21 protein-coding genes, 8 tRNA genes and 1 rRNA gene are annotated in these 25,222 nt (G+C 47.6%); all 30 read left to right on the top strand.

Annotation, left to right across the window (positions count from 1 at the left end):
• A 23S ribosomal RNA gene (locus tag BMW94_RS29020) occupies positions 1 to 88 on the top strand; the annotation flags it as partial.
• Positions 89 to 174: 86 nt separating this feature from the next.
• Positions 175 to 266, top strand: a tRNA-Ser gene (locus tag BMW94_RS29015).
• A gap of 47 nt (positions 267 to 313) precedes the next feature.
• A tRNA-Met gene (locus tag BMW94_RS29010) sits at positions 314 to 390 on the top strand.
• Between the two features lie 9 nt (positions 391 to 399).
• Positions 400 to 475, top strand: a tRNA-Val gene (locus BMW94_RS29005).
• 5 nt (positions 476 to 480) lie between these two features.
• A tRNA-Thr gene (locus BMW94_RS29000) sits at positions 481 to 556 on the top strand.
• A gap of 9 nt (positions 557 to 565) precedes the next feature.
• Positions 566 to 643 (top strand) — tRNA-Asp (locus BMW94_RS28995).
• A 20-nt stretch (positions 644 to 663) separates the two neighbouring features.
• Positions 664 to 739 (top strand) — tRNA-Phe (locus BMW94_RS28990).
• 9 nt (positions 740 to 748) lie between these two features.
• Positions 749 to 834 (top strand) — tRNA-Tyr (locus BMW94_RS28985).
• Positions 835 to 841: 7 nt separating this feature from the next.
• Positions 842 to 914: transfer RNA gene (locus tag BMW94_RS28980), tRNA-Lys, on the top strand.
• 165 nt (positions 915 to 1,079) lie between these two features.
• The gene (locus BMW94_RS28975; protein ID WP_254790406.1) at positions 1,080 to 2,276 is read left to right on the top strand and encodes a PucR family transcriptional regulator; all 1,197 of its coding nucleotides are present in this window, start codon (positions 1,080 to 1,082) and stop codon (positions 2,274 to 2,276) included.
• 103 nt (positions 2,277 to 2,379) lie between these two features.
• Positions 2,380 to 3,504, top strand: coding sequence for an ABC transporter ATP-binding protein (locus BMW94_RS28970; RefSeq protein WP_091002082.1), 1,125 nt, complete (start codon positions 2,380 to 2,382; stop codon positions 3,502 to 3,504).
• A 262-nt stretch (positions 3,505 to 3,766) separates the two neighbouring features.
• The gene (gene hprK / locus BMW94_RS28965; RefSeq protein WP_063566521.1) at positions 3,767 to 4,705 is read left to right on the top strand and encodes an HPr(Ser) kinase/phosphatase; all 939 of its coding nucleotides are present in this window, start codon (positions 3,767 to 3,769) and stop codon (positions 4,703 to 4,705) included.
• A 126-nt stretch (positions 4,706 to 4,831) separates the two neighbouring features.
• The gene (gene lgt, locus BMW94_RS28960) at positions 4,832 to 5,869 is read left to right on the top strand and encodes a prolipoprotein diacylglyceryl transferase (RefSeq protein WP_091002080.1); all 1,038 of its coding nucleotides are present in this window, start codon (positions 4,832 to 4,834) and stop codon (positions 5,867 to 5,869) included.
• A gap of 6 nt (positions 5,870 to 5,875) precedes the next feature.
• Positions 5,876 to 6,526: a pyrophosphatase PpaX gene (gene ppaX / locus BMW94_RS28955; protein WP_091002078.1), complete on the top strand. Its 651-nt coding sequence runs from the start codon at positions 5,876 to 5,878 to the stop codon at positions 6,524 to 6,526.
• Positions 6,523 to 7,113, top strand: a complete 591-nt coding sequence (locus BMW94_RS28950) for an acyltransferase (protein WP_254790405.1) — start codon at positions 6,523 to 6,525, stop codon at positions 7,111 to 7,113. Before ppaX ends, BMW94_RS28950 begins: the two co-directional genes overlap by 4 nt.
• 416 nt (positions 7,114 to 7,529) lie before the next feature.
• Positions 7,530 to 8,744 carry an ATP phosphoribosyltransferase regulatory subunit gene (locus tag BMW94_RS28940; RefSeq protein ID WP_091002075.1) on the top strand — a complete coding sequence of 405 codons (1,215 nt, stop codon included), beginning with the start codon at positions 7,530 to 7,532 and terminating at the stop codon, positions 8,742 to 8,744.
• A 1-nt stretch (position 8,745) separates the two neighbouring features.
• Positions 8,746 to 9,405, top strand: a complete 660-nt coding sequence (hisG, locus tag BMW94_RS28935) for an ATP phosphoribosyltransferase (protein ID WP_063566516.1) — start codon at positions 8,746 to 8,748, stop codon at positions 9,403 to 9,405.
• 125 nt (positions 9,406 to 9,530) lie between these two features.
• Positions 9,531 to 10,835 carry a histidinol dehydrogenase gene (hisD, locus tag BMW94_RS28930; protein ID WP_091002073.1) on the top strand — a complete coding sequence of 435 codons (1,305 nt, stop codon included), beginning with the start codon at positions 9,531 to 9,533 and terminating at the stop codon, positions 10,833 to 10,835.
• Entirely contained in the window at positions 10,828 to 11,457 is a 630-nt protein-coding gene (gene hisB / locus BMW94_RS28925) for an imidazoleglycerol-phosphate dehydratase HisB (protein WP_091002072.1), read from the top strand. Before hisD ends, hisB begins: the two co-directional genes overlap by 8 nt.
• Positions 11,458 to 11,460: 3 nt before the next feature.
• Positions 11,461 to 12,081 carry an imidazole glycerol phosphate synthase subunit HisH gene (gene hisH / locus BMW94_RS28920; protein ID WP_091002070.1) on the top strand — a complete coding sequence of 207 codons (621 nt, stop codon included), beginning with the start codon at positions 11,461 to 11,463 and terminating at the stop codon, positions 12,079 to 12,081.
• Positions 12,082 to 12,427: 346 nt separating this feature from the next.
• Positions 12,428 to 13,162, top strand: a complete 735-nt coding sequence (hisA, locus tag BMW94_RS28915) for a 1-(5-phosphoribosyl)-5-[(5-phosphoribosylamino)methylideneamino]imidazole-4-carboxamide isomerase (protein ID WP_091002068.1) — start codon at positions 12,428 to 12,430, stop codon at positions 13,160 to 13,162.
• 190 nt (positions 13,163 to 13,352) lie between these two features.
• Positions 13,353 to 14,114: an imidazole glycerol phosphate synthase subunit HisF gene (gene hisF / locus BMW94_RS28910; RefSeq protein WP_091002067.1), complete on the top strand. Its 762-nt coding sequence runs from the start codon at positions 13,353 to 13,355 to the stop codon at positions 14,112 to 14,114.
• Entirely contained in the window at positions 14,107 to 14,835 is a 729-nt protein-coding gene (gene hisIE / locus BMW94_RS28905) for a bifunctional phosphoribosyl-AMP cyclohydrolase/phosphoribosyl-ATP diphosphatase HisIE (protein ID WP_091002065.1), read from the top strand. The genes hisF and hisIE overlap by 8 nt, the downstream gene beginning before the upstream one ends.
• An 11-nt stretch (positions 14,836 to 14,846) precedes the next feature.
• Positions 14,847 to 15,671: a histidinol-phosphatase HisJ gene (hisJ, locus tag BMW94_RS28900; RefSeq protein WP_091002063.1), complete on the top strand. Its 825-nt coding sequence runs from the start codon at positions 14,847 to 14,849 to the stop codon at positions 15,669 to 15,671.
• Positions 15,672 to 15,807: 136 nt separating this feature from the next.
• Complete coding sequence (locus BMW94_RS28895) at positions 15,808 to 16,755, top strand: ribose-phosphate diphosphokinase (protein ID WP_090904967.1); 948 nt, start codon at positions 15,808 to 15,810, stop codon at positions 16,753 to 16,755.
• Positions 16,756 to 17,049: 294 nt separating this feature from the next.
• Entirely contained in the window at positions 17,050 to 19,302 is a 2,253-nt protein-coding gene (locus tag BMW94_RS28890) for a helix-turn-helix domain-containing protein (protein ID WP_091002062.1), read from the top strand.
• 334 nt (positions 19,303 to 19,636) lie between these two features.
• The gene (locus BMW94_RS28885; protein ID WP_091002061.1) at positions 19,637 to 21,223 is read left to right on the top strand and encodes an extracellular solute-binding protein; all 1,587 of its coding nucleotides are present in this window, start codon (positions 19,637 to 19,639) and stop codon (positions 21,221 to 21,223) included.
• A 140-nt stretch (positions 21,224 to 21,363) separates the two neighbouring features.
• Positions 21,364 to 22,263: an ABC transporter permease gene (locus BMW94_RS28880; RefSeq protein ID WP_091002060.1), complete on the top strand. Its 900-nt coding sequence runs from the start codon at positions 21,364 to 21,366 to the stop codon at positions 22,261 to 22,263.
• A 70-nt stretch (positions 22,264 to 22,333) separates the two neighbouring features.
• Positions 22,334 to 23,206 carry a carbohydrate ABC transporter permease gene (locus BMW94_RS28875; RefSeq protein WP_091002059.1) on the top strand — a complete coding sequence of 291 codons (873 nt, stop codon included), beginning with the start codon at positions 22,334 to 22,336 and terminating at the stop codon, positions 23,204 to 23,206.
• Between the two features lie 96 nt (positions 23,207 to 23,302).
• Positions 23,303 to 25,057, top strand: a complete 1,755-nt coding sequence (locus BMW94_RS28870; RefSeq protein ID WP_091002058.1) for a hypothetical protein — start codon at positions 23,303 to 23,305, stop codon at positions 25,055 to 25,057.
• Positions 25,058 to 25,222 lie beyond the last annotated feature (165 nt).

Raw genomic sequence — 25,222 nt, 5'->3', positions numbered from 1 at the left:
CTTGAAGACGACGAGGTAGATAGGCTGGGGGTGGAAGTGCAGCAATGCATGGAGCTGACCAGTACTAATCGGTCGAGGGCTTATCCAAATATGCAAGTTATAAATCGCGAATTTTGTTTCGGATCTAGTTTTCAGGGAGCAATCCTTGTAAGCATTGTTCATGATTGTCTATTTGGAGAGATACCCAAGTGGCTATAAGGGGACCCTCTGCTAAGGGGTTAGACTGCGTAAGCGGTGCGAGGGTTCGAATCCCTCTCTCTCCGCCATCTTTATCTTAAGATGGACAAGCAATCAAGTACAATATTATTAATATGGCGGTGTAGCTCAGCTGGCTAGAGCGTACGGTTCATACCCGTGAGGTCGGGGGTTCGATCCCCTCCGCCGCTACCATATTACCCAGGAGGCTTAGCTCAGCTGGGAGAGCATCTGCCTTACAAGCAGAGGGTCGGGGGTTCGATCCCCTCAGCCTCCACCATATACGCCGGTGTAGCTCAACTGGTAGAGCAACTGACTTGTAATCAGTAGGTTGGGGGTTCAAGTCCTCTCGCCGGCACCATTAATGCCTGGAACCGTGGTGTAGTTGGCCTAACATGCCTGCCTGTCACGCAGGAGATCGCGGGTTCGAATCCCGTCGGTTCCGCCATTAATCTAAAAATTAAATAAGGCTCGGTAGCTCAGTCGGTAGAGCAGAGGACTGAAAATCCTCGTGTCGGCGGTTCGATTCCGTCCCGAGCCACCATGTAATCCTGGAGGATTAGCGAAGTGGCCAAACGCATCAGACTGTAAATCTGCTCCCGTACGGGTTCGGTGGTTCGAATCCATCATCCTCCACCAGTTTTTCGAGTCATTAGCTCAGTTGGTAGAGCACCTGACTTTTAATCAGGGTGTCGAAGGTTCGAGCCCTTCATGACTCATCTTTTGAAAAAGAGTGATTGATCATTAATTTGATTAGTCGCTCTTTTTTTGTTATAGATAAATAAATTCATAATGCGGAAACTCAGGGTAAGGACTGAAAAAGGCGATGCTGCGCAAGATATGATAAGATAATAGAAAAAAAGCAGAGTGGTGGCGTTCATTATATGAAGCTCATACCTGATTTAAAACAACAAATCGAAGCAATTATAGGTACTACATTGGACGAATCCGTGATAACTATAAAAGAATGGAATCAATATGGATTAAGCTCAGCTCAACATAGAACTGTTCCAGAGGCTCATAATACAGTTATAAAAGAAGCCGAAGATCTCATACGGGATGATGAGATGATGGATGGTTTGGCTACGGATGTAAGCAGTTGGCGTACAGAAGACCATATATATTTTAAAGTCGGGATCAACGAGGAAGAAGGGACTGTTGTATATTGGGGATGCTCTGTTGAAGCCGTTACGCTGGAAGTGCAGCGTTTAATTGAACTTCTCATTAGTAGTCATAGGGAATTGCTAGATGAAGAACAGCCTGTGATATATGAAAATGATAGAGAACAACAGCTTGCTGAACTGGGACAGTGGCTTCGCAAGCAGGTTGAGCAAAATATCCAGCAGGAACCTATTCCAGATCATTTTTTACTGGATGGAGAATTGAACACAGAGAAAATCCCTTTTTTGCTGCAATGTGAGACACCTGATGCTCATCGCATTCGTTCGAAGGAATTGAACAAGTTACTCGAAAGTTACTTCGGTGAAGAGATTATACTGATTCCTGTAGGAGAGCAGGAGTGGGTTTTTCTAGGTGATGAACAGATTGTCACTGGCGAAGCTGAAGAGGATACGATGGAAGCCAGAAAGGATTTACTGAATGCCTTTTGTCAGGGGCTCTATGAATTGGTAGCCAGTGAATGGGCGGGTGTATTTCATTTGTCCGCATCCTTACCGTGTGTCCCTGCAAAGCAGCTATCTCCTGTCACAGCACTTCTTCAAGAGAGTGTTCACTTGGGCAGGGCTTTCCATGTCGTGCAACACATTCATCTTCCTTGGGATCTGCACCTCGAGCGTTTGGTAGATAGTATTCCTGTGCAACAGCGACTTCGTTTTATACAGGAAACGGGCAAAGACACTGTGTTGTTTAGTGATAGTGAGACACTGGCTACACTGGAGACTTTCTTCAATCTCGATTGTAATGTCAGCGAGACGGCAAAGCGACTCTTCATTCATCGAAATACCTTGGTATATCGTTTGGATAAGATCAAACAGGAGATCGGATATGATGTCAGAAACTTCGAAAGTGCTGTTCTGGTACGACTTTTATTGCTTATGTACAAAGTGACGAAAAAGCTTTGATATTTTTGTGCAGTTTGCGAATAGTCAAACATCATGCAAATGGGTTAATATAAAACTACAAAATGTATTCGATTACAAAATGATCTCTGAGGAGGCAACAATCATGGCTGGTGTACGTTTAGAGCATATTTTCAAAAAATACCCGGGTTCTGATAAAGCAACAGTAGTTGATATTAACCTGGACATTAAAGATAAAGAGTTTCTGGTACTGGTAGGTCCGTCCGGTTGTGGTAAATCAACAACACTGCGTATGATCGCAGGCCTTGAGGAAATTTCTGAAGGTAAACTCTATATCGGTGACCGTGTCGTTAATGATGTTGCTCCTAAAGACCGCGATATCGCGATGGTATTCCAATCCTATGCCTTGTATCCGCATATGAGCGTATACCAAAACATGGCGTTTGGTCTGAAATTGCGTAAAGTGAAAAAAGATGAGATCGACAAACGTGTACGTGAAGCAGCTAGAATCCTGGATATCGAGCATTTGCTTGAGCGTAAACCTAAGGCATTGTCCGGTGGTCAACGTCAGCGTGTCGCTCTGGGACGTGCGATCGTCCGTGATCCACAAGTGTTCTTGATGGATGAGCCTCTCTCCAACTTGGATGCGAAACTGCGTGGTCAAATGCGTGCTGAGATCACTAAACTTGCGAAACGTTTGGAAACAACTGTTATCTACGTAACGCATGACCAAATCGAAGCAATGACAATGGGTGATCGGATCGTTGTTATGAAGGATGGTATCATCCAACAAGCAGCTTCTCCGGAAGAGCTTTACAATCACCCTGCTAACCTGTTCGTAGCTGGTTTCATCGGTTCCCCGACAATGAACTTCATCTCGGGTAAGTTGGCTGAGCAAGGTACTAGCCTGCATTTCGTAGCTCCTGGTGTGGACGTTGAAATCCCACAAGGTAAAGCACAAGTGCTGAAATCAAGAGGATACATTGGTAAAGAAGTGATTCTGGGTGTTCGTCCAGAAGACATTCACGAAGAGCCAGTATTCCTGGAAGCATCCCCGAACTCTGTATTCTCTACACACGTAGACGTAACAGAGAACCTGGGTCACGAAATGCTCCTCTACTTGAGCGGTGTAGGTAACGACACTACAATCGCACGTGTAGACGGACGTTCCAACACTCGTGATGGTTCCACAGTTAAAATGGCAATTGACATGAACAAAGTTCATATCTTTGACAAAGAGACTGAAGCAAACGTTCTTCTTCAAGACTAATAGTACTGAGATTCATCGTTAACGATGGAATCTGCAGTTAACGCAATTATACATTGTAATCTGAGCCCCTTCCGTTATTGCTGGAAGGGGCTTTTTTACTCTTACACGGGTGGAAGCCAAGATTGCATTCATTCCGGAATTCATTTAAGATTATTTGAAGGTTAGATGCTGTAACAAACAACATGAATGCGCTATTAATACAATGGAATGACGCTAATGCTGATGTACATAGAGGGCAGCGAATGCTGAAAGGAAGAGACAAATGGCGAAAAAAGTGAAAGTATCTGAATTGGTACAACAGTTCCAGTTGGAGGTTGTTTCTGGATCTCACGGACTGAAGAGAGTCATTACTGTAGACGATTTGAACCGTCCTGGCCTGGAAATGGCCGGTTATTTTGAATATCATCCACAAGAACGGGTACAGCTGCTTGGTCGAACAGAGCTGGCCTTTTTTGCAATGTTGCCGGAAGATGAGCGCCGAGATCGGATGCAGCGTCTTTGTACGGAGGAAACGCCATGTATCGTAGTAACTCGTGGACTTGAAGTGCCACAGGAACTGATTGACATCAGTGAAGAACAGAACCTGGCTGTGCTTCGCAGCAACATGGCTACAACGATTCTGTCCAGCCGGATTACTGGATTTCTGGAGAAGAAACTGGCGCCTACAGCAACGATTCATGGTGTACTCTGTGATGTGTATGGAGTAGGGATGTTGATCACCGGAAGCAGTGGCATTGGTAAGAGTGAAACTGCACTGGAACTGGTGAAACGTGGTCACCGATTGATCGCCGATGATGCGGTAGAAATTCGTCAGACATCAGACTTCCAGCTGCACGGAACTGCGCCAGAATTAATCCGTCACCTGCTTGAGATCCGTGGTGTCGGGATCATCAACGTAATGACATTGTTCGGTGCGGGTGCGGTTCGTAATAACAAACGGATTACACTGGTTGTTCGTCTGGAAGCTTGGCAGCAGGATAAACAATATGATCGTCTTGGTCTGGATGAAGAGACGACACGCATCATTGACACAGATGTACCGCTTGTAACGATTCCTGTTCGTCCGGGGCGGAACTTGGCTGTTATCATTGAAGTAGCGGGAATGAACTATCGCTTGAAACAGATGGGGCTGAATGCTGCGTTGCAATTTACGAACAAGCTGACAGCAACGATCTCTGAAGATATGGAAGACATGGACTAAGAAGAGAAGGACCTATTATATGATTAAAGGCCAATTGATGATGTGTTCTACTTCTGTATAGCGTGTTGGAGACATGCAGCAATTGGTCATGCTTGTGAATGAGTCAATTTATAGGAGTGTGAATGAATGGATACATTATTACTGTTGAACCCGATTGCGTTCTCCATCGGAGCGTTAAAGGTTCACTGGTACGGGCTTATACTCGGTACAGCGGCACTTGTAGGTTTGCTGCTTGTCATCCGGGAAGGCAAACGGTATAACATTCCGCAGGAAGTGTTCATGGACATGGTTCTGCTTGGTGTGCCTTCTGCCATTATCGGTGCCCGCATATACTACGTGGCGTTTCGATGGGACGATTATAAGGATAATTTGTGGGATGTCTTTAAAATATGGAATGGTGGTATCGCCATATATGGCGCACTGATTGGTGCGATCATATGTGCAGTCATTTTCTTCCGTCGTAAAGGGTATAATTTCTGGCGCATGGCCGACATCTGTGCACCTGGATTGATCGTTGGACAAATGATCGGACGCTGGGGTAACTTTGTAAACCAAGAGGCCTATGGCGGCCCTGTAGAAGAATCATTTTTGAGAGACAAGCTTCATTTGCCAGACTTTATCGTTAATCAGATGAATGTGGAAGGTGTATTCCATCATCCTGCATTTTTGTATGAATCGATGTGGAGTCTTGTTGGTCTGGTCATCTTGCTGGTGCTTCGTCGTCAGAAGTTCCTGCGTGCTGGTGAGCTGTTTATGTCCTATTTTATCTGGTACTCGATCGGTCGATTCTTTATCGAAGCGCTGCGTACCGACAGTCTGGGATTCCAGGCTCCGCAATGGCTTGCCTCCATGGTAAATGGGTTGTGGTCGCCGATGACAGCTATGGGCTTCGAGCAAGGATATCTTGATCCAGCCTATGGTAACGTAAGAATTTCGCAGCTGCTGGCTATTGGCATCATTATTGTTGCGGTGGTATTCATCGTCGTGAGAAGAATGACAGGCAAGGCAGATGTACGGTATAGCGATCCAATTGTATCTTCCAAGGTTCCTTCAGAATCATCGGATGATATGGTGCACACAGGCCCGGTTGCTGGCAAAGAGGACACGGTAACTCCAGTCTCGACCAAAGAGGATCTGAAGCAAGCTGAAGAGAAAAAGGAGTAATGTAACATGATTGACACGGTTTTGTTTGATCTGGATGGAACGATTATCGACACGAATGAACTAATTATTAACTCTTTCCTTCATGTAATGGAGGATTTGCAGTTATCTACCCCTTGGACACGCGAACAGATCATTCCTCATATGGGGGGAACACTGGAGAATCAGATGCGTACGTTTTCTGGGAAAGAGGATGTTGCGGAGTATGTCAAAGGATATCGGGCGTACAACGACGTTCATCATGAGGCGATGGTTCAGCCGTTTCCTCACGTGATTGAGGTTGTTGAGGCTCTTCATGAGGCAGGAATTGTGATGGGTGTTGTCACGACAAAGATCCGTCCATCTACTCTTAAGGTGCTGGAGCGTTTCGACCTGTTGAAGTATATGAAATCGATTGTGACGGTTACCGATGTAACCCATCCCAAACCGCATGCTGAACCGGTGCTAAAGGCGATCGAAGAGTTGGGTGCAGATCCGTCCAAAACATTGATGGTGGGTGACAGCCCTGTCGATATTCAATCGGCACAGAACGCGGGTGCGCTTGCGGCAGGCGTAGCCTGGTCCCTTAAGGGAGAGGCCGTATTGAGCGGCTATAACCCGGATTACATTTTGCACGACATGAAGGACTTGCTTAAGCTGATTGAAACGGAACGTTCATGAGAAAAGTAACCCGCTATCCCGTAGAAGGTCATAACGCACTTTGGCATATCTACAAGACAGTGAGTCCGTGGAAAGGCGTGCGTAACTTTATCTGGATTCAGTTATCACGGTACTGCCCGATTCTATCGGTCAAGAACTGGATCTATCGTCGCATGCTTGGCATGAAGGTGGGTAAACATACGGCATTTGGGTTGATGGTGATGGTTGATGTGTTCTTTCCGGAGAAAATTACGGTAGGCGAAAATTCTGTGATTGGTTACAACACCACGATCTTGGCTCACGAGTATCTTATTAAAGAGTACAGACTCGGTGAGGTGATTATTGGGGAAAATGTACTGATCGGTGCTAATTCAACCATCCTGCCGGGTGTGACCATCGGAGACGGTGCGGTTGTAGCTGCAGGAGCAGTTGTCCATAAGGATGTAGCTCCGGGGGCTTTTGTAGGCGGGAATCCACTCCGTGATCTGTCTCGCTCCAATGCTTCAGCAGAGGAGATTGTCATAAAGGCGGATGAACCTGCTTCTGGGAGACGGCCTACGGACATATTTGCAAAAGATCATCACAAAGAATATACGGACGAAAATTAACCTGAATTGATTCAGTCAGGGGAAGAGCAATAAGTCGAATGGACTGGAGTAAGGAAGCTGCTGATAGCAGCTTTTTTCGTATACACATAATTAGACTAATCTCCAGCAATAGGATCAAAATGGAGGATGTAGTACAAGCACCCCAAAGGGGCGGTATTGTTGACGATGGATGGTCATTCATGTTATCATATCCCATATCCTTTAGTTTGTTAGCACTTTACCATGTTAAAGAAACAAGACGGAAGTTAAGTATAATTAAGCATAAATGAACACGTACTAAACATTTTCTAAAGGCTGCCTGGCAGCAGCAATAAGAACTCAGGCTACAAGATAGAATGGGGATTTACACTACATAAATCCTGTTGAAATAGAACGTCTACCAATCTTAAATTACTGACTCGGGGTGAATAATACCAATGTCCAAACCAAAAGGCTTTGAAAAACCGACAGGTTTTCGTGACTATACACCACATGTGGTGACCAAGCTGCGAACCATTGAGCGGAATGTATTGGAATGCATGGAACGCTGGGGTTACCGTCAAATCATTACGCCAACGATCGAATACTACGATACCGTAGGTGTAGCGAGTTCCACATCGGATCGCAAGTTGTTTAAATTATTGAACAGTCGCGGGACTACGCTCGTACTAAGATCAGATCTGACAGCTCCGATTGCACGGGTGGTCTCTTCTCTATTGAAGGATGAGCAGCTTCCTCTGCGTCTGTCCTATCATGCAAATGTGTTTCGTTCCATTGAAGAGGAAGCGGGGCGTGAGGCGGAATTTTTCCAAACAGGTGTAGAGCTTGTCGGTGATGATTCGCCAGAAGCAGATGCAGAAGTTGTAGCACTAGCGATTGCTTCTTTGCAGGCAGCGGGTGTGTCTTCCTTTAAAATTGCGATGGGTCATATGGGGTTTCTGAACGGGTTACTGGAAGAAGTCATTCCGGGTCAAACGGTACAACAGGAACAGTTGAAAGAAGGATTGCTGGGACGTGATTATGTCGGCTATCGCCAATCCATTGAAGCATTGAATCTGGAACCGAAACTGAAGGAGCAGCTTGAAGCCATTTTGCGTCTGCGTGGCGGTAAAGAGGTATGTACACACGCAGCAGAGCTGAGTTCAAGTACTGAAGCGGCAAGGTCCATTGCACATCTCTGTGCAGTATTCGAAGTGTTGGAAGCGTACGGTGTCTCAGAGCATGTATTGATTGATCTGACGATGATTGGTGATTTCTCCTATTATACAGGCATGACGTTTGAAGGGTATGCGGCAGAGCTCGGATCCCCGGTATGCAGTGGTGGACGATATGATAATCTTTTACAGCAGTTTGGCCGTTCCTTACCCGCTACAGGGTTTGCACTCAAAACAAACCGGATTATCGATGGTGTTCATGGAATTACGATGGAAGAGAAGAAGCCTATACTTATTCAATATACTTCGGAATGCCGGGCTGAGGCTCTAACAGAGGCGGCGAGACTACGCAGCATCGGTCAAAATGTAGTCACATCTCTGCTTTCCGAAGATGAGGCAGAGGTAAGTGTAGCAAAAGTTGGTGCCACAACTGGTAGAAAGACGATTCAGGCTGAGCAGGTTATCACGTACGGACATGAAAATGGAGGGGGACGCTGAGATGTCGGATATTTTGAAGGTAGCTATGCCGAAGGGCCGAATCTATAAGAAAGCCTCCAAACTGTTCCGTGAAGCAGGGCTTGATATTCCGGAAGACGTGGACGATACGCGCAAGCTGGTCATCGAAGTGCCGGAAGCGGGGATGGAGTTCATCATGGCGAAGCCCGTAGACGTGCCAACGTATGTGGAGTATGGAGTAGCGGATATTGGCATAGTGGGTAAAGACGTTCTGCTTGAGGAAAATCGGGACGTATACGAATTGTTGAACCTGGGAATCGCCCAGTGCCGCATGTCTGTTATTGGACTACCCGACTGGACGCCTGGCATTCAGCAGAGGGTAGCAACAAAGTACCCAAGGATTGCCTCCCAATATTTCCGTGAGCAGGGACAGCAGGTAGAAGTGATCAAACTGAACGGGTCCATCGAACTGGCGCCGCTGATCGGTCTGGCTGATCGAATCGTCGATCTTGTGGAGACAGGTCAGACGTTGCGTGAGAACGGACTCGTGGAGATGACGGGTATTCTGGATATCACCAGCCGCCTTATTGCCAATCGGGTCAGCTATCGGATGAAGAATGCACGGATTCAAGCATTATGCGATGCTCTTCAGCAGGTCATTCCAGCCTCGAATGAGGTGTCTTCGGGGATCTTTCGGGGATAAATCAAGCATGTAAGATGGAGCAGAAGCAACTAATCAATGATTGATCATATAGAACATATGGGCATTAGTGGCTATTACAGATATTAAAGTATCACAGGCACTACAGAGATAGGGAGGTTGTACTCATGAAAATTGTACCTGCACGGGAGTTTGATTTGAAGCGGGAAGTGGAATACGGTACACCTGAGCAAAATGAAGCGGTACGGCGCATTGTCAGCGACATTCGCCGGGAAGGAGATGCGGCACTGCTGCGTTACACAGAGCAGCTGGATCGCACGAAGCTGACGGCTGCGGAGCTTCGCGTGCCGCAGGAAGAGCTGCAAGCAGCCTATGCAGCTGTGGAGCCTTCCTTCGTGACGGCGATCCGTCAGGCCGCCGCTAACATTCGTGCGTTTCATGAGAAGCAGAAGCGCAACTCATGGATGGATTGGCAGCCGGACGGCAGTCTGCTGGGCCAGGTAATCCGACCGCTGAAGCGGGTCGGCGTTTATGTACCTGGCGGCAAAGCAGCGTACCCTTCGTCAGTGCTGATGAATGTGATTCCGGCACAGGTGGCTGGCGTGCCGGAGATTGTTTTGGTGACGCCGCCGTCAACAAACGGCGGCGAAGGCATTAACCCGTACATTCTCGTGGCTGCTGCGGAAGCAGGCGTGAGCGAGATGTATCGGGTTGGCGGCGCTCAGGCGATCGCCGCCCTCGCTTACGGCACGGAGAGTATTGCCCCGGTCGACAAGATCTGTGGACCGGGCAATATTTACGTGGCGCTCGCGAAGCGCGAGGTGTACGGCGCAGTCGATATCGATAGTATCGCCGGGCCGAGTGAGATTGTGGTGCTCGCCGATGATACGGCGAATCCGGTGTATGTCGCCGCCGACCTGTTGTCGCAGGCGGAGCATGACGAGATGGCATCGGCCATTCTCGTCACAACCTCGGCCGTGCTGGCGGAAGCCGTGCAGGCCGAAGTGCGGCAGCAGCTGGAAGTGCTGCCGCGGCGCGATATCGCTGCTGCTTCCGTGGAGCAGCATGGCGCGATTATTGTGGTCGATTCCATCGATGAGGGAATCGATGTGGTGAACCGGCTCGCACCGGAGCATCTGGAGATCATGGTGCAGGAGCCCATGGCTTACGCTGGCCGGATCGAGAATGCCGGAGCAGTCTTCCTCGGCCCGTATAGCTCGGAGCCGGTAGGGGATTATTTTGCCGGACCGAATCACATCATCCCGACAAATGGAACGGCACGATTCAGCTCACCCGTGGACGTGGATGATTTTATCAAAAAATCGAGTTTGATCTATTACAGCAAGGAAGCGTTACTCCAAAATGGAGCGGCTATTATAGAGCTGGCCCGGCATGAAGGGCTCGAAGGACACGCCCGTGCGATCGCTGTACGGTTAGAACAGGAAGGAAAGGCGGAATCGGATAATGGATAAGCAGGATAATGGTTTGGACCTTCAGAATAAGGGTGCTGTACGTCAGGCAGAGGTAGACCGCAAAACAAATGAAACGAACATTCAGCTTTCTTTTGCCGTAGATGGAACTGGGCAATCCGAGATTGAAACGGACGTACCTTTCCTGAATCATATGCTCGATCTGTTCACGAAGCATGGACAATTCGATCTGAACGTACAGGCGCGCGGCGATGTTGATATTGATGACCACCACACGGTAGAGGATATCGGGATCTGTCTGGGACAGACTCTTCGTGAAGCATTGGGTGACAAGCGGGGCATCAAACGTTATGCCAGTGTATTTGTGCCGATGGATGAGGCTCTCGCTCAGGTAGTCATCGATGTCAGCAACCGCCCTCACTTTGAGTACCGCGCACAATATCCTTCTCAGCAAGTGGGCAGCTTCTCGACCGAGCTGGTACATGAGTTCCTGTGGAAACTGGCGCTGGAAGCGCGCATTACCTTGCACGTTATCGTGCACTACGGACAAAATACACACCACATGATCGAGGCGATCTTCAAAGCACTGGGACGTGCACTGGATGAGGCAACAACGATTGATCCACGTGTAACAGGTGTGCCTTCCACGAAGGGAGTGCTGTAGACGATGACGATTGCAATTGTCGATTACGGTATGGGGAACCTGCACAGCGTCGGCAAAGCGGTCGAACGTCTTGGCTACGAAGCGCTGGTCACAGGTGACCGGGATGCGATTCTTGGTGCAGATGGTGTGATTCTGCCAGGTGTAGGTGCATTTGGCGATGCCATGGTGCACTTGCGAGAGAGTGGATTGGACGCTGTGGTGAAGGAAGCGGCAGCTGGACCAACACCGCTGCTCGGGATCTGTCTGGGCATGCAGCTGTTGTTCAGCTCAAGTGAGGAGCATGGGGAGCATGATGGATTGAATATTTTGCCGGGTAAAGTCGTGCGATTCGCACCGGGAGAATTAAAGGTTCCACATATGGGCTGGAATCGATTGCAGTTCCTGCACCCGGAAAATCCGCTATTCGCGGGGCTTGAGGCAAGTCATGTCTATTTTGTCCATTCATATCATGCACGTACGGACGTAGAGAGCGATCTATTGGCAGTAACGGATTACGGACATCCGGTTACGGCGATTGTTGGCAGAGGCTCCAATTTCGGCATGCAGTTCCACCCGGAGAAGAGCGGAGAGCTGGGTATGAAGCTGCTTGGAAACTTCCTGGCGTTGACTGGATCAAAGGCGTAATCATAATCAGCGATCATATGATTTTTTAATTCCATCCTTATAAAATAATACGTAGCTAATCTTTTATAGAATCTAATCTATATAAATTGAACTAAACATTTACACGATAACGGAGAGGACAGAAATAACCTGAAGAAGCGGAGCTAAAAGCTTTCTGAAAGAAAGCTGCATCGGAAGCATACGCTTCGCCTTTATCCCTGGATTTTCCCCTTTAAATAAGGGATTCAAAAAAAATCTGGGGATAACAGCGATCGGAAGGTTGTTCTGTCATCGCAGTGGCAAGTGTAAATATTCTTTAGTTTCAATTTATATAGAGACAAATATGAATATATTCAGGAGGTCTTGTATGTCATCTTTTATCATATATCCGGCAATTGATATCCGGGACGGCAAATGTGTAAGACTGGTGCAGGGAGATTACAATCAGGAGACGGTATATAACGATGACCCGGTTCAAGTTGCTCTTTCCTGGGAGAAGCAAGGTGGTACATACGTTCATCTAGTGGATCTAGACGGTGCAAAAGCAGGTTATCCCGTGAATGATGAGCTGATCGGGCGTATTGCTTCGGCCGTTAACGTGCCTGTTCAGGTAGGTGGAGGTCTTCGTACAGTGGCTGATGTAGAACGTTTGCTCGGTCTCGGTGTGAGTCGTCTGATTATCGGAACAGCTGCGATTGAAGATCGCGCTTTTACAGAAGAAGTACTGGGACGGTATGGAGACAAAGTAGCTATTGGTATCGATGCACGCAACGGCTATGTAGCGACACGTGGATGGCTGGAGACATCGGAGGTTCAGGCTGAGGTACTGGCGAAGGAGCTGGCGGCATTCGGTGCAGAAACCTTCATCTTCACAGATATCTCTCGTGATGGCATGATGCAGGGTCCTAACGTTGAAGCGATCGTGTCTCTTGCGAAGGCAAGTGGCCGTACAGTGATTGCTTCCGGTGGAGTTAGTGTCATGGATGATCTGCTTCGTTTAAGCAAACATGCGGAAGATGGTATCGGAGGAGCAATCGTAGGAAAAGCGCTGTATACTGGCAGTATTGATCTGTCTGAAGCGGTACGTGCGGTAAATAAATAATAGCGGTACTATATAAGCTCAAATAAACATTTGCACGATAACGGAGAGGACAGAAATAACCTGAAGAAGTGAAACGTTCGCCTTTATCCCAAGCGATCGGAAGGTTGTTCTGTCATCGGAGTGGCTAGTGTAAATATTCTATGGTTGAACTTATACAGGTATCGATAATCGGATAGAGAGGAAGAGGAGCATGCTGGCAAAAAGAATCATTCCTTGTCTGGACGTAAAGGACGGCCGGGTTGTCAAAGGCGTTAACTTCGTCAATCTCCGGGATGCGGGTGATCCCGTGGAGCTGGCGGCGCTGTATGACCGCGAGGGTGCGGACGAACTGGTGTTTCTCGATATCTCCGCTTCGGTGGAAGGCCGCGAGACGATGGAAGAAGTGGTGCGGCAAACCGCAGGCGAGATCGCCATTCCTTTTACCGTAGGTGGTGGGATTTCCAAGGTGGAAGACATGAAGCGCATTCTGCGTGCAGGGGCGGATAAGATTGCGGTAAATACGGCAGCCGTGCTTAATCCTCAGCTGATTGCAGACGGAGCGCGCCGCTTTGGTTCCCAGTGTATCGTCGTTGCCATAGACGCCAAGTTTAATGAGGCTTGGGGCGAATGGGAAGTGTATACGCATGGTGGACGTAAACCTTCAGGGATTAAGGCGCTGGACTGGGTTAAACAGGCGGAGACCTTAGGCGCTGGTGAAATTCTGCTGACAAGCATGGACGCGGACGGAACGAAGGACGGATTCGATCTGAAGCTGACCGCAGCGGTATCTGAGTCGGTACGTATTCCGGTCATTGCTTCAGGTGGTGCGGGCAAGGAATCGCATTTCTATGATGTGTTCACAACAGGCAAAGCGGACGCAGGCCTAGCTGCAACGATATTCCATTACAAAGAAATCGCCGTTCCGGCGTTAAAACAACATTTGAGAGAGCAAGGAGTGGAGATCCGTGACTAACGTTAGCAATGAGATCAAGGAGCAGTTATCCTTGGAGCAGGTTGTGGAACACATTCGCTGGAGCGATGGTTTGGTACCTGCCATTGTGCAGGATGCAGAGACACGCCAAGTTCTGATGATGGCTTATATGAATCGGGAATCCCTAAAATTGTCGCTGGAATCCGGTGAAACGTGGTTCTGGTCACGCTCGCGTCAAGAGTTGTGGCACAAGGGTGCAACTTCAGGCAACATACAGACGATTACTTCATTGAAATATGATTGTGATGGTGACACCTTGCTGGTTGAAGTGAAGCCGAACGGACCTGCTTGCCACACCGGAGCAGTGACCTGTTTCCATAATGAAATCGTGGGCTTGCCAGAGCAATCCGCAGACCAGGCTTCAGGCGATTCTAGTGCAACGACTTCAAGTGCGAGCTCCGAAAGCCGTTTTGAAGTACTGGCTGAACTGGAATCGGTCATTGCAGAGCGTGAACGCGAGCGTCCGGAAGGCGCATATACGACGTATCTGTTCGATAAAGGCGTTGATAAAATTCTGAAAAAAATCGGTGAAGAAGCGTCCGAGACGATCATCGCCGCCAAAAATAAAGACAATGACGAGCTTCGTCTTGAGGTCAGTGACCTGATGTATCACTTGCTCGTTCTGTTGCAAGAGCGCAAGCTACCGCTGGACGACATCATGTCAGAGCTGAGCCGTCGCCACGAGCGGCCTCGCCGCGATTAGGAGGCGAGCCTGTGCTTATAGACTATCATACACACCATGAGCGGTGTGGTCATGCGGTTGGCAAGCTGGAGGCTTATGTGCAGCGTGGGGTGGAGATTGGACTGTCGCAGATCGGGCTGTCGGATCACATGCCTTTGCTACATGTAGACCCTGCTCACTATTATCCTGAGATGGCGATGCCCATGGACGAGCTGCCGCGTTATGTGGAAGAGTGTTTTTCTCTGAAAGAGCGGTACCGTGGTCAGATTGATGTACGTGTCGGCCTTGAAGGCGACTATATTGAAGGCTGGGAGACCGAAATTCGGGCCATTATTGAGCGGTACCCATGGGACTATGTGATTGGATCGGTTCATTTTCTCGGGGAATGGGACATTACGGATTTTCGCCAGACCCATCATTGGGAAGGCAAAGACGTACTGGAAGTCTATCGTCAGTACTATGATGCTGTTAGCAAAGCGGCAGCGACGGGGATGTACGATATTATGGGTCATACGGATGTAATCAAACGCTTTGGCTTCACTCCGGCACCAGAACAGACTGAAGAGCGTATAGCTCTGGAGAATGCAGCGCTGCAAGCTATTGCGAAAAGTGGCTGTGCCATGGAGCTCAATGCATCCGGATTATCGAAGCCCTGCGCAGAGATGTTCCCTGGTCGCCGGATGTTAACGGAGGCCGTTCAATTGGGGATTCCGCTGACCCTTGGCTCCGATGCACATGATCCGCTGAAGCTAGGCGATTATCTGCCTGAGGCCGAGGCGCTCCTGCGTGAGCTGGGCTGTACGGAGGTCGCCGTTTTTGAAGGCCGACAGCGCTCGTTCCTTTCTTTAAATGTATAAGGCAGTGGAGTATAATGAGGGTAGGAAATAACCTTTTTAGAGGTAGTTCAAAAGGTACTGAAAACCGGACTTTTTGAACATTCACTTTTAGACTGATAAAGGATTATATTGGGACTTCAACCCTCGGGAGGGCATTATGCAGCATTCGTTACGTATTTTTTCCGGTTCATCGAACCCTAAGCTGGCAGAACAGGTATGCGACAAGCTGGGTGTACAACTAGGCAAGATCAAACTGTCCCGGTTCAAGAGCGGAGAAATATACGTTCACTACGAAGAGACGATCCGCAACTGTGATGTGTTTCTGGTTCAATCATTATCACATCCGATCAATGAGTTGTTCGTAGAACTGCTCGTTATGATTGATGCAGCCAAAAGGGCTTCTGCCCGTACGGTAAATATTATTGTTCCCTACTACGGATATGCTCGTCAGGAACGCAAATCTGCTCCACGTGAGCCGATTTCAGCCAAGATGGTTGCGGATGTGTTAACTACCGCCGGAGCGAACCGGGTAGTGACCATTGATCTGCATGCAGCAGCAATTCAGGGATTCTTCAATATTCCAGTGGACCATATGACATCATTGGACCTTATTAGTGATTATTTGCTGAGTAAAGGGATTGAAAATCCGGTGGTTGTCTCCCCTGATGCGGGACGAGCCTCGATGGCAGAGAAACTGGCGAATCGTCTGGATTCACCTTTTGCCATTATGATCAAGAAGCGGCCAAGCCACAACGAATCGATCATTACACACGTCATTGGGGATGTTGAGGGTCGAACTCCGATTATTATTGAGGATCTGATCGATACCGGAACGACAATTCTCAATGTTGTTGAAGGGTTGAAGGAGCGAGGCTCCAAAAACGTATATGTATGCGCAACACATGGTCTGTTCTCGGACGGAGCGCTAAGTAAGCTCAATCACCCGTCTATAGCCGAGGTGGTGGTCACAGACTCCATCGCACTGCCGGATGATCATCCCGAATGCTTCAAAGTGTTGCCCGTAGCTCCAATGCTTGCTCGTGCTATTCGCATTATTGTGGATGGCGGGTCTATGGCGACGTTGTTCAAAGACTCAGGGATTTAATCATGCAGCACAGATTAGTGCGAATCCAGGTGTACTGTACCGTGTTTGAGTGGTTTGCTGCTCAGCACGGTTTTTGTTTTTTTATGATGGATTAGGGTAAAGATGCGGATGAGTTAAGGAGAAGGAGAGAATCGATTACTCATTTGCTGCCTGGGGGCTTGTGTTATAATAACTTAAAATTGATCTTATGGCTGTGTTTATGGGGGAATTGAATCCCAGAGATGTAACTGATGTGATGAACAGTAGAACCACGGCTAGTATACAACGGTGTCGTGGAGTGAGGAGTGGGGTCTATTGTCCCGGACTTGGTATTATCGTTTACTGTTTTCTTATTTTCCTATTTTTTTTCTTACCATGACCGTACTCATTTTTATCGCTTTTGTTTTCATTAATGACATCTCCAGGGAAGAAACAAGGAAAGCAGACCGCATCTCCTCCAGCTATTTGGTGGACAGTCTGGACCGGACGATCCGGGATATTGAACTATCCGTGATGGAAGCGGTGCAGAGTGAGCAGGCCTATAAGTATTATTTTAATAGCCAGAACCAGGTAGGCAAAGAGACCGTGTATAGCATTGCACAAAGCTTGCGTGAGATAACGAGTTCCAACCCTTGGATCCAATCGATTTATTTATATGACAAGAAAAATGAAAGCGTTTTAACCTCAAGCGGCTCCAAGGATTTAGACAGCTTTTCAGACAAGGCGTGGATTGATCGGATCGAGTCCAATTCTCTTTCTTCAGGCTGGCAGCCTGTAAGGGAATACGATGCAGGAATTAATCAGCGTATGCCTATTCGGGTGCTGACGGTGGATAAAGACATGCCCCTACCATTTGGCTCGGATGGGGTGCTTGTCATTAATATCAAGATGAGCAGTATCGAGCAGAGTATTGATAGTATGGTCAATGGACAGCTTTCTTTCATGAGCATTCTTGACCGTGACGGTCAGGTTGTATACGATGCGCATTCAGATCGTGAAGGTGCCGTAGAAGGACAAGAGCTGAACAACCTTTCGCTGGAAAGATTGGGATGGACGATCTCCAGTGGGATCAAGAAGGGGAACTTATATGGTTGGGTCTCGGTGGTTTCCTATGTATGGGTGATTATTGCGGTTGTTACCGTCATTTGTGCAATCGTCTATATTATCTACATCACTCGCCGCAACTATAAACCCATTCAGATTATTATGAATCGGATTGAGGCTCATCAGATTCGGGTGCTGGAACAATCAGGCTCTGGGACAGATGAGATGAAATTGATTGATGGCGTGTTGGAAAACCTGATTAACCATATGATGGATTCAGACAAAAAGAGCAGGGAAAACGTGCTGCTGCAGCGCAGCAAACTTTTTAACGATCTGCTGAATGGGGAGAATCTGGATCACGCTGTAGAGCGCTTAAAGGAACTTTCCCCGTTAACTGGCGTGGATACTTCGTCATGCTTCGCTGTTGTGGTTGGCGAAATCAACCGATATGAGAAGGGATTCCAGGAACGGTTTACGAGAGGTGAACAGAATACGCTCAAATTTGCGTTAATGAATGTGCTGCAGGAGCTCTCACGCAATGCGGGCATGCAATGCTGGACGGAATGGGTCAGCTCGGATCAGATTGCGATCCTTTTCCTATCTACTGACGGCAGCCCGGATATGACTGAGCAGATTCGCTTAGTTGCGGAGGAATGCCGATCCTGGGTTGAGCAGAATCTGCGTATATCATTGAGTTTCGGTATCGGACCGATCGCAGAGGGCATCAAGGCCATTCGTGGATCATACGTGGCGGCTGAGACTGTGATGCATCGAAGATTGCTGAGGGACGGTAATGTGGCGCTGGCCGGGTATGGGGAAAGCCAGCAGCAGCTGCTTGATACCTATACTTATTTGCAGATGATAGCTGATTTTGTTAAACGGTTTCGGATGTCGAGCAGTCAGTGGCGTGATCAACTGGAGGAGATCTTCACGGCTTTTGAACGTGATAAGCTGCCAGATGATGAGATTCACTCCTTGATTCAGGCGATGCTACAGATGCTCAGCCGGGAAGTAGCGGTCATGTCTGAACAGCTGCAGGAGAAATTATCGGAGGAGAACATAAACAAGTGGTTGATGCTGATGAAAGAAGCGGAGACACTTGAGGGTGTCAAAGACATTCTTTTTGATGACCTGACGGACCTGTTCAGAACTTATGTGTCGGTAACTGAAACCAAGAGCTACAAAGCGATGGTCAATGAAATGAAAAACTATATCGAAGAACAGTTTGCGAATCCTGATCTTTCGCTGAAACATCTGAGCGATCGATTCCAGATTACCGGCAAACATGCGAGTTATTTGTTCAAGACCGAGTTCAATATGAAGTTTGTAGATTTCCTTACTGAATTGCGGATGAAGGAAACAGAACGTCTTCTACGGAAGACGGATCTTTCATTGCAGGACATTGCCCTGAAGGTGGGGTATGCCAATGGAATTACCTTGGGACGTGTATTCAAACGGGTTGCGGGTATTACACCGGGAGATTATCGCCGTATGAAACGTGAACATCGCGACAACGAGTCGTAAATCAAAGGCTCATGCTGCGCATTAAATCATGCTAAGCACAGGGTGGAATTCATGCAGGTTTCTCTCAGGAGAAGCCATGCAGAAGTCCGCCTTTTTTGCTGCTGGTATAAACCTGTATTCCATTTGGAAGCCTGCGCTTTATGCAAGAAACCCTTGAGTTACGCCTGTTTTTGGTCCCTTTACGAATATAGTCAGTCTGCGAAAATCGTCACAGGGGATAAACCATTATCCTTATGTAAGCGTTTCCGAAACGAGTTTATTGCCAGGGCGCGGAAAGATGTGGAATACTCTGGGCAAGCTTTAAACATTCACGCAATGCTAAGGAGATGACAAAATGACAGGAAAAGCAACCAAAGGGAGTCTAAAGAAATGGATGGGATTGGCGCTTACTATGGTAATGGGAGTTTCCTTGCTAGCCGGCTGTTCATCTGCATCGAATCAGGAATCAGAAGGCAGTGCATCAGGCAATGGCGAGCGTGTCACTTTAAAAGTGGAGGTGTTTGACCGCGGTAATAGTCCCTCTCCGTACACCATTACGAATAACTATATGACTAAATGGATTCAGGAACAGTTCGGTGATCCAAATAACATTGATGTGCAATTCGTGCCTGTTCAGCGGTCAGAGGAAACGACCAAGCTTAATGTGTTGATGGCTAGCGCCAGCGACGTTCCGGACATTGTATTTGTATATGACTCAAGTGTATTTTATCGGTATGCTCAGCAGGGGGGGCTTACTGACGTAGGTGAGCTTATTAATGAACATGCACCTAATTTAAAGGAATATCTGGGTGAAGACTTGTTGAAGTTCGGTCAGCTTGAAGGTCAGCAATTCGCGATTCCGGGTAAGCGTGCCATTACTGCCCGCTATAATTCTTATATCCGCCAGGATTGGCTCGACAAAGTTGGAATGAAGGCTCCAACGACAACAGATGAACTTTACGAAACGTTAAAAGCGTTTAAAGAGAAAGATCCGGGTAATCTGGGTAGCAAAAACATCCCAATGGGTATGGCGCTTGCACCAGCTCAGTATGAGACACTGATTTATTCCTTTATCAAGCCGATTCAGGATGGACTGACGTACAGCCAACGATACGAATTACCGTTGCATGAAGGCTTTAAGGACGCGATGCAGTTCCTTAACAAATTGTACAATGAAGGTCTGATCAGCAAAGATTTCAGTCTCGACGAAGAGAAAGCACAATTGGTTAAGGACTTCCAGAACGGCAACATTGGTTACATGTCGGAAGATGTAGGTCAGATTCTGTACGCAGACGGTATGCTGGATAATTTGTACAAGAACGTGCCGGGTAGTAAGGTTGCAGCAATCGATGCTTATACGAACGCCAATGTTGACAATAAACATATCAAATCACGTTACGGTAGCAATGGAATGTATATCATGATTCCGAAGAGTAGCAAACGAGCTGTGGAGGCAGTGAAATATTTGGATTGGATGGCTTCTGGAAATAATCTGCTTGATATATACAGCGGCGTCGAAGGCGAAAATTACAATATGGTCGATGGAATTCCGGTTGTCAATGATGATGCAACACAGGAAATGAAAGATCGTATCTACAATTCTGGTGACATGGCTATTATCGCCAACGGCAAAGTGATCGGAGACCAGACGGTGAATGAAGGAGCATGGATTGCGGGCTTCCCGAAAAACAATCAGGATTTGATGAGACAATCGATTGATATCGCTAATACCGACACCATTGGTCCGATTATTTTTGACAAACCGATTGAAGCGGAATCCAAATATGGGACGGTGCTGAATGATAAGCTAAAAGTGCTTATCGTAAAAACAGCCATGGCTAAGCCGGCAGAATTCGAAGCGGTTTATGAAAAGGAAATGAATGATTTCATGTCGCTGGGGGGCACAGAATTGAAGAAAGAGCTTGAAGAAGCACTTCAGTGAGCAACCTCTATCCCATAAATAAGCTTTACACATCATGGCTTCAAGATAGATACGTATGTTACCGCATAACTTTGGAAGGGATATGTGCCGTGCCGCTCGTTGCGGCACAGCCGTTTCTCTGTTGATAGGAGGAAACCGAGTTGACCACCACATACTTGAAAAGGTATTGGCAATTGTATGCACTGATCTCACTGCCCCTGATCTACTTTTTGATCTTTCGCTACGGACCGATGTACGGTGTTCAGATCGCTTTTAAGGATTTCAACTTGTTTCAGGGCATTAACGGTAGTGAGTGGATCGGTTTCGATGCTTTCCGTGAGGTATTTGGGATGCGTGACTTCTACACCACATTACGCAATACCTTTTTGCTGAATTTTCTTGATCTGATTGTTTCGTTCCCTGCGCCAATTATATTAGCCATCATGCTATATGAAGTTCGATTTAAATGGTTCAAAAAAATATCGCAGACGATTCTGTACATTCCTCACTTTATCTCATGGGTTATCATCGGGGGAATTGTGTACCAATTATTCGGCAATCAATCCGGTATGGTTAACGGTATATTGGAGAGCATGGGCTTAAATTCGATCCCATTTTTGACAGAGAAAAACCCTTGGCTCGTGACCTATCTGTTCACAGGTGTCTGGCAAAGTGCAGGTTGGGGAACCATTCTGTATCTGGCTGCGTTGACGGGTGTTAACAAGGAATTGTTCGAAGCGGCAGAGATTGATGGAGCAACACGGCTGAAGAGAATCTGGCATATTACGCTGCCAAGTATTAAACCCACGATTGTAACCTTGCTTATTCTCAATCTCGGACATATGGTTAGCATCGGCTTTGATCGGCCTTATATTATCGGTAACACGGCAGTGCGAGAATATTCCGATGTACTCAGTACCTTTGTATACAGAATTGGTCTTGAATCAGGACAATACACACTGGCAACCGTCGTTGGGCTTTTTCAGGCAGTGGTGGGACTCATATTCGTGCTAGGATCCAACTATATTTCGAAGAAAGCAACGGGTGAAGGTATTTTGTAGGTTGTAGATGAACGGAAGTTATGCCAATCGGCTTGTTTGTATAGACCATCAGTAAAGGAGCTGTGCGCATATGAGTGAACGCACCTCAAACCGGATTTTTGATATCGTTAATATCTGCTTTATCACCTTGTTTGTTATATTCTGTCTGGCTCCTTTTCTGCACACGATTGCAATATCGCTCAGCTCTAACCGAGCGATTACATCTGGTGAGGTAACTATATTCCCTAAAGAATTCAATTGGGATGCATATGTGCAGGTGTTCTCTGATCAATCAATGCTCTATTCACTGGGCTTCACGACGGTTCTGACGATCGTAACCACAGTATTATGCATGTTGTTCACACTTGCAGCTGCATATCCGTTAACCAAGAAAAAACTGAAAGGGCGTAAGCTCTTTATGTATGTCATTATTATTACGATGTTCTTTAGTGGCGGGATGATCCCTGAGTATTTGCTCATTCGTGATCTCAACTTGCTTAATTCGGTTTGGGCCTTGATTCTGCCTGGTCTGGTGAGTCCGTTTAACCTGATTATCCTGATTTCGTTCTTCAGGGGCATACCGGAAAGTTTGGAGGAGTCGGCAGAGATTGACGGCAGTTCGCATGTACACACGCTCTTTAAGATTATATTGCCACTATCCATGCCTGTATTGGCTACTTTGGCCCTTTTCTATGCAGTTGGACGATGGAATGGATTTCAGGATTCTCTTTTGTATATTAATGATCCTCATCTGTATCCGCTACAGCTCAAGCTCTTCCAAATGGTACAAAACAATATGGTGAGTGAACTTACGCTGATGGAGGGTGCCAATCGCGCTCCATTAACCCCGGAAAGTCTCAAGGCAGCCACCGTTATTTTTGCGACTGTACCGATTCTGCTCGTCTATCCATGGCTGCAAAAATATTTTGTTAGTGGTGCTATGCTTGGAGCAGTTAAGGGCTGATCACAGGTTTTCTTAAGCCAATCGCGTGATTAAACAGATGACAGAATTACTGCGCCGAATATTCCGCATAACGGCATTTGTTTGGAGGGAATAGACATGTACAGACAACTGGTGGAAAGCAACGACAGAGCAGTGAAACAAGGGATATCCCGGCAAATGCTTGATCCGGAAAGTCGTTATTTTGGAGGAACGATTGACCCCTCTACAGGTATCGCCTGGGTCAACCACACGACCGGAACACCTACAGACATGTGTTACTGGGGAGCGGCAATCGCCAATCCGGATTCGATCTATTATCAGAATGAAGAACTGTTAAATCGTCTGCAGCTTGCATCGGAGTACGTACTCCGCAATCAGCATGCAGACGGCTCCATCTCCCCCGGCTGGACCAATTCCCATTCTCCGCCGGATACTGCATTTCTTGTCGTGGGATATGCTCAGTTATATCAACTTCTTCAGCAGCAAGACTGGGAGCAATTGCAACCTGTGCTGGACAATATGCGCCTGTTTCTGGAACGAACTGCTCCTGTCTTGCTGACTGGAGGCTGTCATACGCCGAATCATCGCTGGGTGCTATGCGCGGCGCTCGGTTTCCTGCATCAATTGTTTGATCTGGAGGAAGCTGTGCAGCGTGCAGAGCAATGGCTGGCTGAAGGCATGGACATTACGCCTGATGGAGAGTGGACTGAACGAAGCAACGGAATCTACAGCGCGGTTAGCGACATCATGCTGATTCACGCGGCACGCCTGTTGAACCGTCCCGAATTGCTGAACCCGGTGAGACTCAATCTTCGTATGATGGTATATCTTGTACATCCAACAGGCGAGGTTGTTACGGATTACTCAGGTCGTCAGGATCTGGGGAGCATGCATGATTTATCTCCGTATTACTTGCCGTATGCCATCTTGGCCCGGTTGGACGGTGATCCGATCTTTGCCGGCATGGCCGATTGGGCGGGAGAAATGTTAACAGATCCCGGCGTCTGCTCGGTCAATGCGCTCGTTCGGCTGCTGCTGGAGCCTGAGCTTCAGCAGCAGGCAGGTAAGGCACGTGAACAGCTGCCTGAGCTGTACGAGATCATACTAAACGAACGATTTGTGCGGGAGAACTATTTACAGCGAATGGATTCGGCAGGTCATCATGGACGCATCTCACACAGCCGGTTGCATACGGACTTCGGCGCACCTGTAGCACGTATTCGTTCCGGTAATACAAGTGCAACTGTAATGACGGAGGTGCCTTCATTCTTTGCCCTTCGTCATGGTGCCGTACGTCTGCTGGCCGTTCAGTTGGCCTCTTATTTTAATCCAGGGTATGTGCCGATGCAGCAGATGTCTCGATTGCCAGCAGGTTACCGCCTGACGGGCGAACAGAAGAAAGGTTATTACGGTCCGATCCCGGATAGCCAACTGCCTGAGACGGCGGGAACAGACATCAGTCCGTGGTATTTGTTGCCCCATCAAAGTCGAGCGCTCACCCATGAGCAGACATTCCATGTACAGACGGAAGTACTACGAACGGAAAATGGCTGGACCCTGAAACTGGCAGGAGATCAACCAGAGCAGATCATGGTGCAGTTGTCTTTCGTGTTTGGAAGCGAGGGCGAGCTTTTCCATGGGGAATTGCTTGAGACGGATGAAGGCCATTATCTGTGGAAGAGCGGCACATTGCGTTATTCCTGTGGAGATGACTGGATTGAGCTGACCGGAGGCGAGGTAGGGCATTTGGCGGCAACTGTACGTGAGGCGAAGCTGCCTGATAAGTGTAAGGTTGTGTTAGTTAACTTTATGACCCCTTTCCACAAGACGGTTGATATCTCTCTTTCGCCATCCATGGCGTTAAAGCTGTAATTCTGATGAATCTCTTTATAATTGATAAGGAAGAGTAATATGAAGCAAAAAGATGACATTTCATTCGAACGGGATGAGGGAGTGTCATCTTTTTTGCGCATTTTTGGCATAAACGACATGAAACTACATATTGAGAAGTGGGCCTTAAGATGTGGTATACTGGAG

This window comes from Paenibacillus sp. OK003 (assembly GCF_900109515.1).
GTDB classification, from domain to species: Bacteria; Bacillota; Bacilli; order Paenibacillales; family Paenibacillaceae; genus Paenibacillus; species Paenibacillus marchantiae.
Note: the sequence above shows the minus strand (reverse complement) of the source record. Positions and strands in the feature narration are given on the sequence as shown.

Excerpts from the sequence above, each read along its gene's own strand:
- BMW94_RS28975 (WP_254790406.1), top strand. The coding sequence starts at position 1,080 with ATGAAGCTCATACCTGATTTAAAACAACAAATCGAAGCAATTATAGGT.
- BMW94_RS28970 (WP_091002082.1), top strand. The coding sequence starts at position 2,380 with ATGGCTGGTGTACGTTTAGAGCATATTTTCAAAAAATACCCGGGTTCT.
- hprK (WP_063566521.1), top strand. The coding sequence starts at position 3,767 with ATGGCGAAAAAAGTGAAAGTATCTGAATTGGTACAACAGTTCCAGTTG.
- lgt (WP_091002080.1), top strand. The coding sequence starts at position 4,832 with ATGGATACATTATTACTGTTGAACCCGATTGCGTTCTCCATCGGAGCG.
- ppaX (WP_091002078.1), top strand. The coding sequence starts at position 5,876 with ATGATTGACACGGTTTTGTTTGATCTGGATGGAACGATTATCGACACG.
- BMW94_RS28950 (WP_254790405.1), top strand. The coding sequence starts at position 6,523 with ATGAGAAAAGTAACCCGCTATCCCGTAGAAGGTCATAACGCACTTTGG.
- BMW94_RS28940 (WP_091002075.1), top strand. The coding sequence starts at position 7,530 with ATGTCCAAACCAAAAGGCTTTGAAAAACCGACAGGTTTTCGTGACTAT.
- hisG (WP_063566516.1), top strand. The coding sequence starts at position 8,746 with ATGTCGGATATTTTGAAGGTAGCTATGCCGAAGGGCCGAATCTATAAG.
- hisD (WP_091002073.1), top strand. The coding sequence starts at position 9,531 with ATGAAAATTGTACCTGCACGGGAGTTTGATTTGAAGCGGGAAGTGGAA.
- hisB (WP_091002072.1), top strand. The coding sequence starts at position 10,828 with ATGGATAAGCAGGATAATGGTTTGGACCTTCAGAATAAGGGTGCTGTA.
- hisH (WP_091002070.1), top strand. The coding sequence starts at position 11,461 with ATGACGATTGCAATTGTCGATTACGGTATGGGGAACCTGCACAGCGTC.
- hisA (WP_091002068.1), top strand. The coding sequence starts at position 12,428 with ATGTCATCTTTTATCATATATCCGGCAATTGATATCCGGGACGGCAAA.
- hisF (WP_091002067.1), top strand. The coding sequence starts at position 13,353 with ATGCTGGCAAAAAGAATCATTCCTTGTCTGGACGTAAAGGACGGCCGG.
- BMW94_RS28895 (WP_090904967.1), top strand. The coding sequence starts at position 15,808 with ATGCAGCATTCGTTACGTATTTTTTCCGGTTCATCGAACCCTAAGCTG.
- BMW94_RS28885 (WP_091002061.1), top strand. The coding sequence starts at position 19,637 with ATGACAGGAAAAGCAACCAAAGGGAGTCTAAAGAAATGGATGGGATTG.
- BMW94_RS28875 (WP_091002059.1), top strand. The coding sequence starts at position 22,334 with ATGAGTGAACGCACCTCAAACCGGATTTTTGATATCGTTAATATCTGC.
- BMW94_RS28870 (WP_091002058.1), top strand. The coding sequence starts at position 23,303 with ATGTACAGACAACTGGTGGAAAGCAACGACAGAGCAGTGAAACAAGGG.